This window comes from Pelomonas candidula (genome assembly GCF_043555985.1).
In the GTDB taxonomy this organism is placed as follows: Bacteria; Pseudomonadota; Gammaproteobacteria; order Burkholderiales; family Burkholderiaceae_C; genus Pelomonas; species Pelomonas candidula.
The window spans coordinates 177,902-193,513 of sequence record NZ_JBIGIC010000010.1 but is presented as its reverse complement, the minus strand read 5'-3'; the positions used below and the strand labels follow the sequence as shown (position 1 = coordinate 193,513).

Sequence of the window (15,612 nt, the reverse complement as noted above, 5' to 3'; positions counted from 1 at the left end):
AGCCATATCGATCAGCCCTTCTTGGGGGCGGATGCACCCGACGCAGGATCGCGCGGGGGCGCCTTGATCGAAACCTTCATCGAGAAGTCGAGCAACCGGCGCGGATCGCGCGAGTTGGCGGCACTGACGTTGGCGAGCTTCACCTCGATGAGATCGGGCTTCTCCAGCCACTCCGATCCACGCGACACATTGCGCAGGAATTCGGAGACGCGCTCATTGGTCTGAGCGATGCCGTTGATCGTGACCACCTTGTCGGCCTGGCGAATGGCCGTCAGGTAGATCCCCTCAGGCGCCAGCCGAGCGACGTCATTCAACAACTGCACCGGCGTGTTTCGGTCGGTCTGCAAGTCCTCGACGGCGCGCTGGCGCGACTTCAGCGACTCGATCTCGGCTTTCAGGTTGGCGATGTCCTTGATCTGCGTCTCAAGCTGCGTGATCTGGCCCTGGATGTACTGGTTGCGCGACTGCTGCTCCTGCGTCAGCACCTGCAACAACAGGAAGACCGCAACAACAATGCCGGCCCCGACGAGACCGGCCAGCCCCATGCCGGCGAAGAACGCGGCCTTGCGCCGCTTGCGCCTTTCCTCGCGGTAAGGCAGCAGGTTGATCAGGATCACTGGAAGAACCTCCGCATCGCGAGGCCGCAGGCGGTCAGGTAAGACGGCGCCTCACGCTGCAGCTTGGATTCGCGCACCGTCGACGCCAGGCCCATGTTCTCGAACGGGTTGACCACCATGCAGGCAAAGCCCGTCAGGTCGGTCACGCGCTCCTTGAGCCCGGGCAGCGTTGCGGTGCCACCGGCCAGCATCACGTAATGCACCTTGTGGTGCGGCGTGCTGGTGAAGAAATACTGCAGCGCGCGGCCGATTTCCTGCGACAGACTGTCGACAAAGGGGTTGAGCACGCTGGTCTCGTAGTCATCGGGCAGGTCGTTGGACAGCTTCTTCTGCTCGGCCTCCTCAAAGGAGAATCCGTACTGGCGCGAAATGAGTTGCGTCAGCTGCGAACCGCCGAAGGATTGATCGCGGTCGTAGAGCAGTTCGTCGTCGCGCAGCACCTTGAGGCTGGTCGTATCGGCACCGATCTCGAACAGCGCTACCAGCGCATCCTTGCCCTCGTTGGGCAGCGCGGCGACGAGCCGCCCCATGGCCATGCGCGACGCGTGCGACTCGATGTCCAGCACGACCGGGCGAAGGCCCGCTGCTTCCGCCAAGCCCTGACGGTCCTGCACACGGTCCTTGCGAGAGGCGGCGATCAGCACCTCGACGTCACCCACCGATGTCGGGCTCGGGCCGATGACGCAGAAATCCAGGCTCACCTCGTCCAGCGAGAAAGGGATGTACTGGTTGGCCTCGGCCTCGACCTGCAGCTCGAGCTCTTCCTCGCGCAGGCCGGCCGGCAGCATGATCTTCTTCGTGATGACGGCCGATTGCGGCATGGCCAAGGCGGCGTCGCGGGTCTTGCTGCCACTGCGTGCCACGACGCGACGCACGGCGTCCGCCACTTCGTCGAATTTCTCGATCTGACCGTCAGCGATCCAGCCCTTCTCGAAGGGCTCGCTGGCAAAACGCTCCAGCACGAATTCGCCGCTCTTGGTCTGACTCAGCTCCACCAGCTTGACGCTGGAAGAACTGATATCCAGGCCAATCAGGGGGGGGTGCTTGCGACCCAACAGTGCGTCAAGTATTCCCATGCCCTTTTGTCGCCGATGCGCAGAGTTACGTATCGGACTATTAATAAGTTACTTGAATGCTAGCAGCAAAGCCTTTGACACCGAACGCAAATCCGGCGCGAGCTGGTAACGCCACGTTGCTAAACATACACGATTGGCCGAGCTTGCAAGCTCCTGCAAAACACCTGGGAAGCGGTCGTTTGCCACACGATTTTGGGGGTAGGACTGGTATGCCGGGCGGGCGGATGCCGCTTCCTATAATCATTCGCCTCCTCCTCACGCGCCTGCGGGCGTGCTTCGCCGGCACATGAACGACAAGTCTCGACCCGCTGCGCCCAATCCGTCTACCGCAGCCGCCGGCTCCCCTCCCGCTTCACGTCGATCCGCCACGCTCGGCGCCCGCGTTGGCCGTCTGGCGCTGTGGGCCTTCGGCCTGCTGGCCGGCGGCGCCACCGCGGTAGCACTGCTGTTGGGCCTGGGGCTGGCGCTGGCCTACCCCAACCTGCCCGACATCAGCGGCCTGACCGACTACCGCCCCAAGCTGCCGATGCGCGTGCTGTCCAGCGATGGCGTGCTGCTGGGCGAGTTCGGCGAGGAGCGGCGCAGCTACCTGCCGATCCAGCAGATCCCCAAGGTCATGCAGGACGCCGTGCTGGCCATCGAGGACGCGCGCTTCTACCAGCACGGCGGCGTGGACTACCTGGGCATCATCCGCGCGGGGCTGGCCAACGTCGGCGAGTCGCGCAGCCAGGGCGCGTCGACGATCACGATGCAGGTGGCTCGCAACTTCTACCTGTCCACCGAGAAGACCTTCACGCGCAAGATCTATGAGATCCTGCTCGCCCTGAAGATCGAATCGGCGCTGTCCAAGGAGAAGATCCTCGAGATCTACATGAACCAGATCTTCCTGGGCCACCGCGCGCATGGCTTCGCGGCGGCCAGCGAGGTCTATTTCGGCAAGACCCTGGACAAGATCAGCGTGGCCGAGGCCGCGATGCTGGCCGGCCTGCCCAAGGCACCGTCGGCCTACAACCCAATCAACAACCCCAAGCGCGCCACCATCCGCCAGCAGTACATCATCGAGCGGATGTACGAGACGGGCTACATCACCGAGGAAGAGCGCGATGCCGCCAAGGCCGAGAAGCTGCGCGTCCGCCCCATCCAGGAATCGGTCTCGCACGCCGAGTTCGTCGCCGAAGCCGCCCGCCAGCTGATCTTCAACCAGTACGGCGACGAGTCCTACTCGCGCGGCCTCAACGTCTACCTGACGCTGAACAGCGCCGAGCAGAACACGGCCTACCGCGCACTGCGCCGCGGCATCCTCGACTACGAGAAGCGCCAGGTCTACCGCGGCCCCGAGGCCTACGCCGACCTGCCAAGCGACGCCAAGGCGCTGGACGCGCGCATTGCCGAGGCGCTGGCGGACCACCCGGCCAACGACGAGTTGCTGGCCGCCGTCGTGCTGGACGCCGACCCGAAGAAGGTCAGCGCCGTGCTGCAGAGCGGCGACGCGATCACGATCACGGGCGACGGCCTCAAGCCCGCCACGTCCGGGCTGTCCGACAAGGGCAACCCCAAGACCCGCATCCGCCGCGGCGCCGTCATCCGCGTCGTCAAGGGACCGAAGCAGAAGGACGGCAACGAGTGGGTCATCACTCAGTTGCCCGAGGTCGAAGGGGCCTTCATCTCGCTGGACCCGCACAACGGCCAGGTGCGCGCGATGGTGGGCGGCTTCGACTACAACAAGAACAAGTTCAACCACGTGACCCAGGCTTGGCGCCAGCCGGGCTCCAGCTTCAAGCCTTTCATCTACTCGGCGGCGCTGGAGAAGGGTTTCACGCCCGCCACGATCGTCAATGACGCGCCGCTGTTCTTCGACGCCGGCACGACCGGCAGCCAGCCGTGGGAGCCGAAGAACTACGACGGCAAGTTCGAGGGCCCGATGCCGCTGCGCACCGCGCTGGCCAAGTCCAAGAACATGGTGTCCATCCGCGTGCTGCACTCCATCGGCGTGAAGTACGCGCAGGACTGGATCACGCGCTTCGGCTTCGACGCCGAGAAGCACCCGGCCTACCTGACGATGGCGCTGGGCGCCGGCTCCGTCACGCCGATGCAGATGGCGCAGGCGTACGCGGTGTTCGCCAACGGCGGCTTCCGCGTCAACCCGCAACTCATCGCCCGCATCACCGACAGCCAGGGCCGCTCGCTCTACGAGGCCCTGCCCGTCACGCTGGCCGACGACGCCCGCGCCATCGAGCCGCGCAACGCCTTCATGATGAGCAGCCTGCTGCAGGAGGTCACACGCAGCGGCACGGCGGCGCGCGCGCAGGCCACGTTGAAGCGCCCCGACATCTACGGCAAGACCGGCACGACCAACGACTCCATGGACGCCTGGTTCGCCGGCTACCAGAAGGATCTCGTCGCCATCGTCTGGATCGGCTACGACCAGCCGCGCAAGCTGGGCGACCGCGAGACCGGTGGCGGTCTGAGCCTGCCGGTCTGGATCGAGTACATGCAGTTCGCGCTGAAGAACAAGCCGGTGGACGAAATGACGCCGCCCGAAGGCGTCATCAACGTGAACGGCGAGTGGTTCTACGAGGAGTATTCCGGCACCACCGGCGTACGCGAACTGGCCAACGAGCCGAACGCGCCGCCAGCGGCGACCGAGGACGAGAAGAAGTCCATCCTGGACCTCTTCAAGCGCTGATGCAGATCAGGCGCTGAACGCCAGCGACTGGCCGGCCTGCTCGCTGGCGCTACGCGACAGCCGCGCGAGAAGCTCCTGGCCTTCGCGGTCCACCCACTGCGAGCCGTTCCACTTGAAGTGGTAGCCACCCGAGCGCGCTGCCAGCCAGATCTCCTGCAGCGGCGGCTGCGTGTTCAGCACGATCTTGCTGCCGCCGGGCATGGTCAGCTCCAGCAGGCCGCCAGTGCGGTGGGTGTCGATGTCGACCACGTCGTCCTCGAGCCAGGCGTCGACCTGCGCCTCGATGCGGGCGAGCAGCACGTGGGCCTTGGTGTGGTATTCGGCGTCGGACAGGGACATAAACTGCGGCAATGAAGAGAACTGCCGTCAGTGTAGGTGGGCGCCTCGTCGCTCTCGCGATCACCCTTACCGCGCTTGCGGGTTGCGGCCAGAAGGGCCCGCTGACGCTGCCCCAGCCGGCCACGACGGCGTCCGCGCCGGCCTCGGCGCCCGCACGCTAGTCCCGCCCCTCCTCCACCGCGTGGCAGGCCACGCGCACGCCCTGGATCTCCAGCAGCGCCGGCCGCTCGGCCTTGCAGCGCTCGCTGGCCAGCGGGCAGCGCGGGTGGAAGCTGCAGCCGCTGGGCGGATTCAGCGGGTTGGGTACCTCACCCTGCACCGGCGTGCGCGCGCGACCGGTCATGCGGATATCGGGAATCGCGTCCAGCAGCATGCGCGTGTACGGATGCCGCGGGCGTGCGAACAGCTCCGCCTTGGGCGCCACTTCAACGAGACGACCCAGGTACATGACGCCGACCTGATCGGCCACGTGGCGCACGACGGCAAGGTTGTGCGAGATGAACAGATACGTCAGCCCTTGCTGGCGCTGCAGGTCCTTCATGATGTTGAGAACCTGGGCCTGCACGGACACGTCCAGCGCCGAGGTTGGCTCGTCGCAGACGAGGAACTCCGGATGGGTCGCCAACGCGCGTGCGATGGAGATCCGCTGCCGCTGGCCTCCGGAGAACTGGTGCGGGAATTTCTCGGCGTCAGCCGAGTTCAGACCCACCGAACTCAGCAATTCACCGACTCGCTGGCGCGCCTGAGCGTCGCCCTTCACGAGTCCGTGCTCGCGCAGCGGCTCGGCGACGATGTCCAGCACCTTCCAGCGCGGGTTCAGCGACGCGTACGGGTCCTGGAAGATCATCTGCATGCGCCGGCGCAGCGTGGCCGCACCACTGCCAGCCAGCGTCTTGGCGATGTCCTGGCCATCGAAGCTCACCGCGCCCCGCGTCGCGCCGTGCAAGCCCACGAGCAGCCGCGCGACCGTGCTCTTGCCGCAGCCGCTTTCGCCCACCAGCGCCAGCGTCGTGCCGCGCTCGATGGTGAACGACACGCCGTCCACGGCATGCACGAAGGCCCTGGGCTTGCGCTCGACGACGCGGTTCAGCCACGGCGGTGACACATCGAATATCTTGGCGAGGTCGTGCACCTCGACGAGCGGCCGGCTCATGGCTGCACCCTTCGGCCTACGGCCTGTCCCGCCAGGCGGGAGCAAGCTTGCTTGGGGCGGCCCTGCGTTGCGCTCATCGCGCCACCTCCACCGGCCGCCAGCAGGCCGCATTCGTCGCACCGACTTCGACCAACTCGGGCCGGTCGATGCGGCACCGGTCCACCACTCGCGGGCAGCGCGGGTTGAACGCACAACCGGGAGGGATGGCGTTCAGCCGCGGCATCGCACCGTCGATCTGCAGCAGCCGCTCGCGGTCCTCGTCCATGGCCGGTATGGAGCCCATCAAACCGACCGTGTAGGGATGGGCCGGGCGGTGGATGACGTCGGCCACCGGGCCGATCTCGGCGATGCGTCCGGCGTACATGACGGCGACGCGGTCGCAGGTCTCGGCGATGACGCCCATGTCGTGCGTGACCAGCATGACGGCCGCCCCCTGCTCCCGGCAGACCTTCTTCAGCAGCGCAATGATCTGCGCCTGGATGGACACGTCCAGCGCCGTGGTCGGTTCGTCGGCGACGATGAGCTTCGGGCTGGCCGCCAGCGCCAGCGCGATGACAACGCGCTGGCGCATGCCGCCGGAGAACTGGTGCGGGTACTGGTCCACGCGCGCCTCGGGCGCCGGGATGCCGGTGGATGCCAGCAGCTCGATGGCCCGGGCGCGCGCCTGCGCGGCCGTCAGGTCGAGGTGCGTCACGATGGTCTCGACCAACTGCTGGCCCACCGTGTACAGCGGGTTCAGCGACGTCAGCGGGTCCTGGAACACGGCGCCGATCTCGCGGCCACGCACGCGGCGCATCTGTTCGTAAGGCAGGTTGTCGATGCGCCGGCCCGCCAGCCTGATCTCGCCGGCGGCGATGCGGCCCGGCGGGTCCAGCAGGCCGATGATGGCCGCGCCCGTCAGCGACTTGCCGGCACCGGACTCGCCGACGACGCCGAGGATCTCCCCCGGCGCGATGGAGAAGGAGATGTCGTCCAGCGCCAGCAGCGTGCCGCGGCGGGTCGGGAACTCCACCCGCAGGTGGCTGACTTCGAGCAACGGTGCAGTCATCTCAGGCGAGGGTTGAGCGCGTCGCGCAGCCAGTCACCCAGCAGGTTCACGCTCAGCGTGATGAGCACCAGCGTCAGACTGGGCCAGGCGAAGATCCACCACTCGCCAGAGAACAGATAGTCACCGCCGTTGCGCACCAACGTGCCCAATGAGGGGTTCGTCGGCGGCACGCCGACCCCAAGGAAAGAAAGCGTTGCCTCGGCAATGATCGCCGCAGCGATCTGAATGGTCGCCAACACCAGCACAGGCCCCAGAACATTGGGAAGCACGTGACGGCGCAGGATGCGCTGCGAACCGACGCCAATGACACGTGCAGCCTGCACGTATTCCTTGTTGCGCTCCACCAGTGTCGAACCTCGCACCGTGCGCGCGTACTGCACCCAACCCGTCAGCGCAATTGCCAATACGAGCACGGCGAAGGTCAGCATTTCAGGCGCGTTGGGAAAGAGGCTGCGCCCCACGCCACTGATCATCAACGCGACGAGGATGGAAGGAAAAGAAAGCATCACGTCGCAAATCCGCATGATGAGCGCATCCGTGCGTCCCCCGACAAAGCCTGCAAGCAGACCGAGGCCAACGCCGATGACGAGTGACAACAGCACCGACACGATGCCGACCAGCAGCGAAATTCGCGTGCCATACATCAGCGCGGACAGGATGTCGCGCCCCTGGCCGTCGGTGCCCAGAAGGTACTTCGACTCGCCGCCACCCAGCCAGACCGGAGGCTTCAGGGAATCCATCAGTTCCAGGGTCGCAAGGTCGAAAGGGTTGTGCGGCGCCAAAGATTCCGCAAACAACGCACAGACGACGAAAACCAGCGCGACGATGGCCGCCCCGACCGCAGCCGGCGAGGCGATGAATGAGTGCCACACATCGCTGTCGAAGAACGCGCGCAGCGTGGAAGGTTTGCCTTCTACAGACATCGTTCAATGCGCCTTGCCTTCAACGCGCAGGCGCGGGTCGACGGCGAAATAGAGCAGGTCAACGCCGAGGTTGATGACGACGAAGATCAGCGAGATCAGGCACAGGTAGGCCGCCATGACGGGAATGTCGGCGAACTGCACGGCCTGGATGAAGAGCAGGCCCATGCCGGGCCACTGGAACACCTGCTCCGTGATGATCGCGAAGGCGATCAGCGAGCCGAGTTGCAAGCCGGTGATCGTGATGACCGGCACCAGCGTGTTCTTCAGCGCGTGGCCGAAGTAGACGCTGCGATCCGTCAACCCGCGGGCCCGGGCGAATCGGATGTAGTCGGTGCGCAGCACCTCCAGCATCTCTGCGCGCACGAGGCGCATGATCAGCGTCAGTTGAAAAGCCGACAACGTGATGGCGGGCAGTACCAGATGCAACAGCCCGTCGCGCGTCAGCAGGCCCGACGTCCACGCACCCAAAGCCACGACATCGCCACGACCAAAGCTGGGCAGCCACTTGAACTCGACGGCGAATATCCAGATCAGCGCCTGGCCAATGACAAAGTTGGGCAGGCTCACGCCGAATAGCGTTCCTGTCATCAACAACTGCGCGCTCGCCCTGCCGCGCCGCAATGCTGCGTAGACCCCCAGCGGGATACCGAACACCAGCGCGATGAAACCGGCCACCAGGGCCAGTTCCAACGTGGCGGGGAAGCGCTCGACGATGAGGGTAGACACCTTGCGCCCTTGGCGCAGGCTGATGCCGAACTCGCCCCGCATCGCGTTGGCTGCAAAGCGCGCGAACTGCACCGGGAAGGGTTGGTCCAGACCGAGATCCTTGCGCAGCGCGACGCGCTGCTCCTCCGTCGCATCCTGGCCGAGCAGGTTATTGACCGGATCACCGACGTACTGGAACAGCATGAAGGCGATGAACGCCACCGACAGCATGACCACGACCGCCTGGACCAATCGGCGAAGGATGAAAACCAGCATGAAGATTCAGAAGGCTTTGCCCGATGCAGCACCGAGGGAAGGCGCGATCATGGCGAAGGCCAAGGGTTGGAGACTCCCGGAGAAGCCCCTAGACCAGCAAGAGCGGTGCCCGAAATGAAAACGGGCCGCTGAGCGGCCCGTCTGGGGTGAGAGGATGGACCGGAGGCCCACCCTGTCGATCAGAAGCGGTGACGCAGGCCAACCATCGTACCGGCGCGCTTGGTCGCGCCGTTCAGGAATGCCACGGCACCGTCGGTCTTGGTGTAGTCGACTTCCAGGTAGGCATCGGTACGCTTGGAGAACGCGTAGTCCGCCACGGCAGCGTAGAAATCGGCCTTGGACGAAGAACCAGGGGTCGTGGAGAAACCGGGCACACCTGTCAGACCGAAGTGCGTCTGCTTCGTCAGCCAGGCATTCGCACCGATATTGAACTGCGGCGTCAGCTGGTAGGTCGCACCGAACATGTACATCGTGCGCTTGTTGATGTCGGCCGAATTGTTGTTGAAGATGCTCGCGCCCAGCAGACCGCTCGTATAGGCACCGCGAGTGGTCAGTGCGATAGCGAACGGGCTCGTGGCCGAGGTCCCAGACGAAAGCAAGTCGGTAACGGCGTCGTACTTGTTCTGACCCCAGGAGGCGTGGACATACAGCGGACCGTCCGTGTACGACACACCCAGCACGGTCGCCTTGATCTTCTTGCCAGTCTGCTCGGTGGCCTGCAGGAACGCGCCGCCGGCACCAAAGGTGCCATCGTTGTAGCGAACCAGGAGACCCGCCGTCTTGTTGGGCAGCGCGGCAGCGGCACCAGATTGGCCTTCACCCGCGCTGACCTGCACTTCGGCGTAGATGTTGCCGAACTGAGCCAGGTACTTGACCATATTGTCCTGACGGGCCGCCATCGCCATGCCGATTTCGGGCTTGTAGGCCTCGATATAGGGCGAATAGCGGAACGACGCGAAGGTCGACGTGTAGACGTCGAACAGGATGTTGTACTGACGGCCCAGACGAACCTGGCCGAAATCGTTGGACTGCAGGCCAACCCAGGCCTGGCGCCAGAAGTCGGTCGCCGACGCGACGGCACCGGTATCGGACGCGAAGCGATGCTCCATATTCACGAGCGCCTTGAGCCCGCCACCCATGTCCTCGGTGACGTTCACACCCAGACGGCTCTGCGACATGCCGCCCGGAACCATCGTCTTGGTAGACGTACCCGGGTTGGCATTCGAGGTGTAACGCACAGCGGCATCGACGATGCCATACAGGGTCACACTGGACTGAGCCCAGGCAGCAGAGGTGCTGGCGGCCAGAACGGCAACGGCCAATGACGCTTTTTTCATCAAGGTTGTCTCCTGCGAATAAGAGTTAGCCGAGTGATTCTCAACGAAGCATTGCGCCAATACGCATGATCTGTTGTTCGCCATCCACAGCGATTCCCCTGTCTCAAAGGCGACCCGCACAAAGAAAAAGCCGCCCGAAGGCGGCTTTGGCTGACAGGGGCGCGACCCGGAGGGTCGCGCCGCCAAGATCAGAAGTTGTGGCGGATACCGACGTCGAAGCCGCTGGACTTCTGGCCGTTGGCAGCGGCAGGCGCGCCAGCGACAACGAATCGGCCCAGGCCATTGTTCTCAATCTGAGCGTAGGTCGTGTACAGAGCCGTGCGCTTGGACAGGTTGTAGACGTAGCCGACGGCGAACAGCTTTGCGTCGCCCACGCCGCTGATGGCGTCAGCAGCCGTGTTGGCCTTCGAGTCCGTGTAGGAAGCCTGAACTTGACCCTGGCCCAGCGGAGCAACGACGGCAGCCGTCCAGATGCTTTGCTTGGCGGCGCCGTACTTGCCTTCCGTGTAGACGAACGACGGCTTGGCGACGCCCAAATCGTACGACACGCCAACAGAGGCCAGCTTGTACTTATCGGTGGCCGAATAAGCGTTGGCGTAAGTGGCGGACACGTGCAGAGGACCGTCCTTGTAGCCAACGCGCACGGACTGGTGCTTGTTGGAGGTCGTGCCTTCGCCGGCGGCGACATCCACGCCGCCGTAGAAGCCACCCAGACCTTCCGTCGGCAGGGAGTACGAAACCAGGTTGTCAGCACGGTCGAAAGCCGTGTTGTTGCCGCTACCGAGGTTGTTGTACACAGCCTTGACGCTGCCCAGACCCGTGAAGGCCGTCGGGTCGAAGTCTTCCAAGTGCAGACGCGAAGCGGTCTTGTTGCGACCCAGGCGGACTTCACCGAAGTCACCCGACAGGCTCACCGTGGCGCGACGGGCCCAGAAAGCACCGCCGGAGGCAGCGCCCGCAACACCGGTGTCGGTGTTGATTTCCGATTCCAGCCAGAAACCGGCCTTCAGACCACCGCCCAGGTCTTCCGTGCCACGCACGCCGAGACGGCTGGTGTTCAGGCCGCTGGAGTCCAGCTTCTTCAGCGTGGTGTCGCCAGTCTTGACATACTTCACGTCCGCGTCGATGACGCCGAACAGCGTGACGGAGGATTGCGCAACAGCAGCGCCGCCGGTCAGACCGAGGACGGCCAGGGCAATCAGAGCTTTCTTCATTCGATACTCCTAGGTATTCATCCGAGCCACCGGCCGAGACGGCGGGGCGGCTCACCTCCTGTGAGGAAGTGCGCGTATTCCACTACAGGTTTGGGCGCCTCGGGAATTCACGGATATGAAATTGTGTGTTCCCGTTGCCGTTCCACAACGACAACCGCTTTGTCACGATTTCCTCACATCAGCACGTGTTAATTGAATGCATTCGCCCACACGCCAGAACCGTTCCCGCCCGCTGAGCTTTGGCGACCGCCTGTTGGGTGCGCTGGATTCGGGGCTGCGCACAGTGTTCGCGCCTGCGCGGGCAGCACGCACATCCCCGTCGGCAGCACTGGATTCGAGCAACTTGAGCGCCGCCAGGATGCGCGAGGCCGGCGCGCTGATGCGGGTCAATCACGTCGGAGAAATATGCGCCCAGGCGCTATACCAGTCCCAGGCCCTGTTCAGTCGCAGCGATGAACTGCGCCGTCATTTCGAACACGCGGCGGAGGATGAGCTGGATCACCTGGCCTGGACCGCCGAGCGCGTGGCCGAACTGGGCACCCACACCAGCCATCTTGCACCGCTATGGTGGGCCGGCGCCTTCGCCTGGGGCAGCGTGGCGGGACTGGCGGGCGACCGCTGGAGCCTGGGCTTCGTCGTCGAGACGGAACGCCAGGTCGAGGCCCACCTGGCCTCGCACCTGGACCGCCTGCCAGAGGGAGACGCCGCCTCGCGGGCCATCGTGGATCAGATGAAGCGCGAGGAGGCCGAGCACGCTGATGCGGCGCTCGCTGCGGGCGCCCTGCCCTTGCCCGGCCCGGTTCGCGGGTTGATGCGCGTGGCGGCCAAAGTCATGACAACCGTGGCACACCACGTCTGATCAGCCCCGGCTCAGACTTCCACGACCTCGAACGACGTGCTGATCGCCGAGGTCTTGGCCAGCATGGCCGTCGCCGAGCAGTACTTCTCGTGCGAGAGCGTGACCGCGCGCTCAACGATCTCAGGCTTCAACCCCTTGCCGCTGACGACGAAGTGGAAGTGGATGGCCGTGAAGACCTTGGGATCGCTGGTGGCGCGCTCCGCCTTCAGCACGACCTTGCAACCGCGCACGTCGTGACGGCCTCGCTTCAAGATGAGGACGACGTCGTAGGCCGTGCAGCCACCTGTGCCGGCCAGCACGGTCTCCATGGGGCGCGGCGCCAGGTTGCGGCCGCCGCCGTCAGGCGCGCCATCCATGGCCATAACGTGGCCGCTGCCGGTCTCGGCCACGAAGGTCATGCCGCTCGGGCCTTCAGGCCCCATCCAACTGACAGTGCATTCCATGCTCATTTAGAGGTAGCGCCCAATTTGTCACACAAAAATATATTGCAGCGCAGCATAACTCGGCGTTAAACTGCAAGCACGCGAAAACGCTTTCGCACCGATTGTCTCCTCCACCGCCTCCATGGTGGATTCAACCCGAGCTTGCAAGAGCTCGGGTTTTTTTTCGCCGAAGGCGGAAGGCGGCGCCGCATGAAGGGGCTCCCCTATCATGCGGCGCCGCAACAAGACTCCATGGAGACCCGATGAGCGCCCCTTCGCGCCGCCGCCCGCCCGCCTCGTCGAAGGCGACGTCCCAGGTGCCTGCGATGCTGCCGCCCGGCAGCAGCTACCTGCAGCGCATCCTGAACGCCCGGGTCTACGAAGTCGCCCGTGAGACCGACCTCACGGCGGCCACCAAACTGTCCAAGCGCCTGGCCAACAAGGTCTGGCTCAAGCGTGAGGACGAGCAGGACGTGTTCAGCTTCAAGCTGCGTGGCGCCTACAACAAGATGGCGCATCTCACGCCCGAGCAGCGCGCCGCCGGTGTCATCTGCGCGTCGGCAGGCAACCATGCCCAGGGCGTCGCGCTTTCGGCCAGAAAGCTGGGCTGCCGCGCCGTCATCGTGATGCCGCTGACGACGCCGCAGGTCAAGGTCGACGCCGTCAAGGCGCTGGGCGGCGAAGCGGTGCTGTTCGGTGAAAGTTTCACCGATGCCTACGGCCACGCGAAGGAGCTGGAACAGGCCCAGGGCCTCACCTTCGTCCATCCCTTCGACGACCCGGACGTCATCGCCGGCCAGGGCACCATCGCGATGGAGCTGCTGCGCCAGCATCCTGGCCCCATCGACGCGATCTTCGTCGCCATCGGCGGGGGCGGTTTGATCTCCGGCGTCGCGGCTTATGTCAAGGCGCTGCGGCCCGAGATCAAGATCATCGGCGTGCAGACGACCGACTCCGACGCCATGCTGCGCTCGGTCAAGGCCGGCAAGCGCGTCACGCTCAACGACGTGGGCCTCTTTGCCGACGGCACCGCCGTCAAGCTTGTGGGCGAGGAGACCTTCCGCATCGCCCGCGAGCTGGTGGACGACTACATCGTCGTCGACACCGACGCCGTCTGCGCCGCCATCAAGGACGTCTTCGAGGACACGCGCTCCATCCTCGAGCCGTCCGGCGCGATGAGCGTCGCCGCCGTCAAGCAGTACGCCGCCAGGACCGGCGCCAAAGGCCAGACGCTGATCGCCATCACCTGCGGCGCGAACATGAACTTCGACCGCCTGCGCTTCGTCGCCGAGCGCGCCGAGGTCGGCGAGCACCGCGAGGCCCTGTTCGCCGTCACCATCCCCGAGGCACGCGGCAGCTTCAAGCGCTTCTGCGAGCTGCTGGGCCCACGCAGCGTCACCGAATTCAACTACCGCATCGCCGACGCCAACGTGGCGCACATCTTCGTCGGCATCGGCATCTCCAAGCCGGACGAAGCCGCCAAGCTGGCGCGCACCTTCACCAAGGCCGGCTTCCAGACACTGGACCTGACCAATGACGAGCTCGCCAAGCAGCACGTGCGCCACATGGTGGGCGGCCGCAGCGAGCTGGCCAAGAATGAGCGCCTGTACCGCTTCGTCTTCCCCGAGCGGCCCGGCGCGCTGATGAAGTTCCTGTCCACCATGCACCCGGACTGGAACATCAGCCTCTTCCACTACCGCAACCAGGGCGCGGACTACGGCCGCATCCTCGTCGGCATCCAGGTGCCCAAGGGCGACTCGGCGGCACTGCGCGAGTTCCTCGGAGGGTTGAATTACCCATTCGAGGACGAAACAACGAACCCGGTCTACCGCTTGTTCCTGGGTTGAGTTGAAATCCGGGTTCTGACAACGCCCGCGCCATGACCGTCGCCCAACAGTCGCTGATCTCCCCCACCGCCAATCCCGAGCTGGAAAAGGCCTTGCGTGACCGCGTTGACCGCCGCTCGGCGATCGCTGGCGGCCTCGGCGAACTGGAACCGCTGGCCGTGCGCCTCGGACTCGTGCAGAACAGCCTGACGCCGCGCTTCCGCGACCCCGTGCTGGCGCTGTTCGCGTCGGACCACGGCATCGTCGTCGACGGCGTCGGTGCGCAGTGGGGCCGCGCGACGCGGGACCAGGTGCAGATGGCACTGCACGCGCAGCTGCCGGTGTCGGTGTTCGCGCGGCTGCAAGGCCTGCACCTGACGGTGGTGGACTGCGGCGTCGCCGACAACCTGCCGCCGCACGCCCGGCTGCTGGCGCGCAAGGTCGCCCACGGCACGCGCAACGCGCGCACGGCGCTGGCCATGAGCGTCGAGCAGGCGCACGCCGGCGTGCGTGTCGGCATGGAGATCGCCGACAACCTGCCTGGAAACGTGCTGGCCTGCGCGGCCATGGGCCAGGGCTCGTCCGAATGCGCGGCGCTGATCCTGTCCCGCCTGGCCGACCAGCCGGTGCGCGACTTCGTCGTCTCCGGCCCGACGATGCGTCAGGACGATCTCACCCACCTGCTCGGCGTGCTGCACGGCGCACAGGCCCGCCACCGCGACGCCAAGGACCCGATGGACCTGCTGGCAGCCTTCGGCGGCCACGAGCTGGCCGTCATGGTGGGCGCCATGCTGGTTGCGGCCAGCAAGCGCAGCCTCATCATCGTGGACGGCATCGCTGCCTGCGCGGCGCTCAAGCTGGCGTCGCTGATCTGCGCACCGGTCACCGACTACGCGGTGTTCTGCCGCAGCCACGTGCACCGCGGCCTCGACGAAGCGCTGGCGCTGTTCCAGGCCTCGGCGCTGCTGGAACTGGGCATGGACAGCGCGGACGGCACCGGCGCCGCGCTCGCCTGGCCCATGATCCGCTCGGCCGCCGCACTGCTGACCGACCTGCACGAAGTGGCCGAGGCCCGGCTGGCGCCGCGGCCCGAGCCGGGCGCGTACGTGCCGACCTTGGGCGCCTGAGCCC

General features: G+C 65.6%; 15 protein-coding genes. 5 read left to right on the top strand and 10 right to left on the bottom strand.

Annotation, left to right across the window (positions count from 1 at the left end; translation table 11 throughout):
• Positions 1–11: 11 nt before the first annotated feature.
• Together ACG04R_RS19750 and ACG04R_RS19745 are read right to left on the bottom strand one after the other, a co-directional pair.
• On the bottom strand, positions 12–617 hold the full coding sequence (locus ACG04R_RS19750) for a PilN domain-containing protein (protein WP_394414777.1): 606 nt from the start codon (positions 615–617) through the stop codon (positions 12–14).
• Positions 614–1,693, bottom strand: a complete 1,080-nt coding sequence (locus tag ACG04R_RS19745) for a pilus assembly protein PilM (protein ID WP_394414774.1) — start codon at positions 1,691–1,693, stop codon at positions 614–616. The genes ACG04R_RS19750 and ACG04R_RS19745 overlap by 4 nt, the downstream gene beginning before the upstream one ends.
• A gap of 286 nt (positions 1,694–1,979) precedes the next feature.
• Here ACG04R_RS19745 and ACG04R_RS19740 point away from each other — a divergent pair, with 286 nt between their 5' ends.
• A complete protein-coding gene (locus ACG04R_RS19740) occupies positions 1,980–4,379 on the top strand; it encodes a penicillin-binding protein 1A (RefSeq protein WP_394414771.1) in 2,400 nt (799 codons plus the stop codon).
• 6 nt (positions 4,380–4,385) lie between these two features.
• Here ACG04R_RS19740 and cyaY read toward each other — a convergent pair whose 3' ends face one another.
• Positions 4,386–4,718: an iron donor protein CyaY gene (gene cyaY, locus ACG04R_RS19735; RefSeq protein ID WP_394414768.1), complete on the bottom strand. Its 333-nt coding sequence runs from the start codon at positions 4,716–4,718 to the stop codon at positions 4,386–4,388.
• A gap of 11 nt (positions 4,719–4,729) precedes the next feature.
• Here cyaY and lptM point away from each other — a divergent pair, with 11 nt between their 5' ends.
• Positions 4,730–4,879 (top strand): LPS translocon maturation chaperone LptM, encoded by a 150-nt coding sequence (lptM, locus tag ACG04R_RS19730; protein WP_394414765.1) that lies wholly within the window; start codon positions 4,730–4,732, stop codon positions 4,877–4,879.
• On the opposite strand, the gene ACG04R_RS19725 is transcribed toward lptM, so the two are convergent.
• The 6 genes from ACG04R_RS19725 to ACG04R_RS19700 form a co-directional block, all read right to left on the bottom strand.
• The gene (locus ACG04R_RS19725) at positions 4,876–5,871 is read right to left on the bottom strand and encodes an ABC transporter ATP-binding protein (RefSeq protein WP_394414762.1); all 996 of its coding nucleotides are present in this window, start codon (positions 5,869–5,871) and stop codon (positions 4,876–4,878) included. The genes lptM and ACG04R_RS19725 overlap by 4 nt on opposite strands.
• Positions 5,872–5,944: 73 nt before the next feature.
• Positions 5,945–6,919 carry an ABC transporter ATP-binding protein gene (locus ACG04R_RS19720; RefSeq protein ID WP_394414759.1) on the bottom strand — a complete coding sequence of 325 codons (975 nt, stop codon included), beginning with the start codon at positions 6,917–6,919 and terminating at the stop codon, positions 5,945–5,947.
• Positions 6,916–7,842, bottom strand: coding sequence for an ABC transporter permease (locus ACG04R_RS19715; protein WP_394414757.1), 927 nt, complete (start codon positions 7,840–7,842; stop codon positions 6,916–6,918). Before ACG04R_RS19715 ends, ACG04R_RS19720 begins: the two co-directional genes overlap by 4 nt.
• A 3-nt stretch (positions 7,843–7,845) precedes the next feature.
• Positions 7,846–8,823 (bottom strand): ABC transporter permease, encoded by a 978-nt coding sequence (locus ACG04R_RS19710; RefSeq protein WP_394414755.1) that lies wholly within the window; start codon positions 8,821–8,823, stop codon positions 7,846–7,848.
• Between the two features lie 179 nt (positions 8,824–9,002).
• A complete protein-coding gene (locus tag ACG04R_RS19705) occupies positions 9,003–10,160 on the bottom strand; it encodes a porin (protein ID WP_394415006.1) in 1,158 nt (385 codons plus the stop codon).
• A gap of 188 nt (positions 10,161–10,348) precedes the next feature.
• Entirely contained in the window at positions 10,349–11,374 is a 1,026-nt protein-coding gene (locus ACG04R_RS19700; RefSeq protein WP_394414752.1) for a porin, read from the bottom strand.
• A gap of 196 nt (positions 11,375–11,570) precedes the next feature.
• On the opposite strand from ACG04R_RS19700, the gene coq7 reads away from it, so the two are divergent.
• Positions 11,571–12,233 carry a 2-polyprenyl-3-methyl-6-methoxy-1,4-benzoquinone monooxygenase gene (coq7, locus tag ACG04R_RS19695; RefSeq protein WP_394414750.1) on the top strand — a complete coding sequence of 221 codons (663 nt, stop codon included), beginning with the start codon at positions 11,571–11,573 and terminating at the stop codon, positions 12,231–12,233.
• An 11-nt stretch (positions 12,234–12,244) separates the two neighbouring features.
• Here the strand turns inward: coq7 and ACG04R_RS19690 are convergent, their stop codons facing one another.
• The gene (locus ACG04R_RS19690) at positions 12,245–12,676 is read right to left on the bottom strand and encodes an OsmC family protein (RefSeq protein WP_394414747.1); all 432 of its coding nucleotides are present in this window, start codon (positions 12,674–12,676) and stop codon (positions 12,245–12,247) included.
• A 305-nt stretch (positions 12,677–12,981) separates the two neighbouring features.
• Here ACG04R_RS19690 and ilvA point away from each other — a divergent pair, with 305 nt between their 5' ends.
• Positions 12,982–14,502 carry a threonine ammonia-lyase, biosynthetic gene (ilvA, locus tag ACG04R_RS19685; RefSeq protein WP_394415003.1) on the top strand — a complete coding sequence of 507 codons (1,521 nt, stop codon included), beginning with the start codon at positions 12,982–12,984 and terminating at the stop codon, positions 14,500–14,502.
• Between the two features lie 32 nt (positions 14,503–14,534).
• On the top strand, positions 14,535–15,608 hold the full coding sequence (locus tag ACG04R_RS19680) for a nicotinate-nucleotide--dimethylbenzimidazole phosphoribosyltransferase (protein ID WP_394414745.1): 1,074 nt from the start codon (positions 14,535–14,537) through the stop codon (positions 15,606–15,608).
• Positions 15,609–15,612 lie beyond the last annotated feature (4 nt).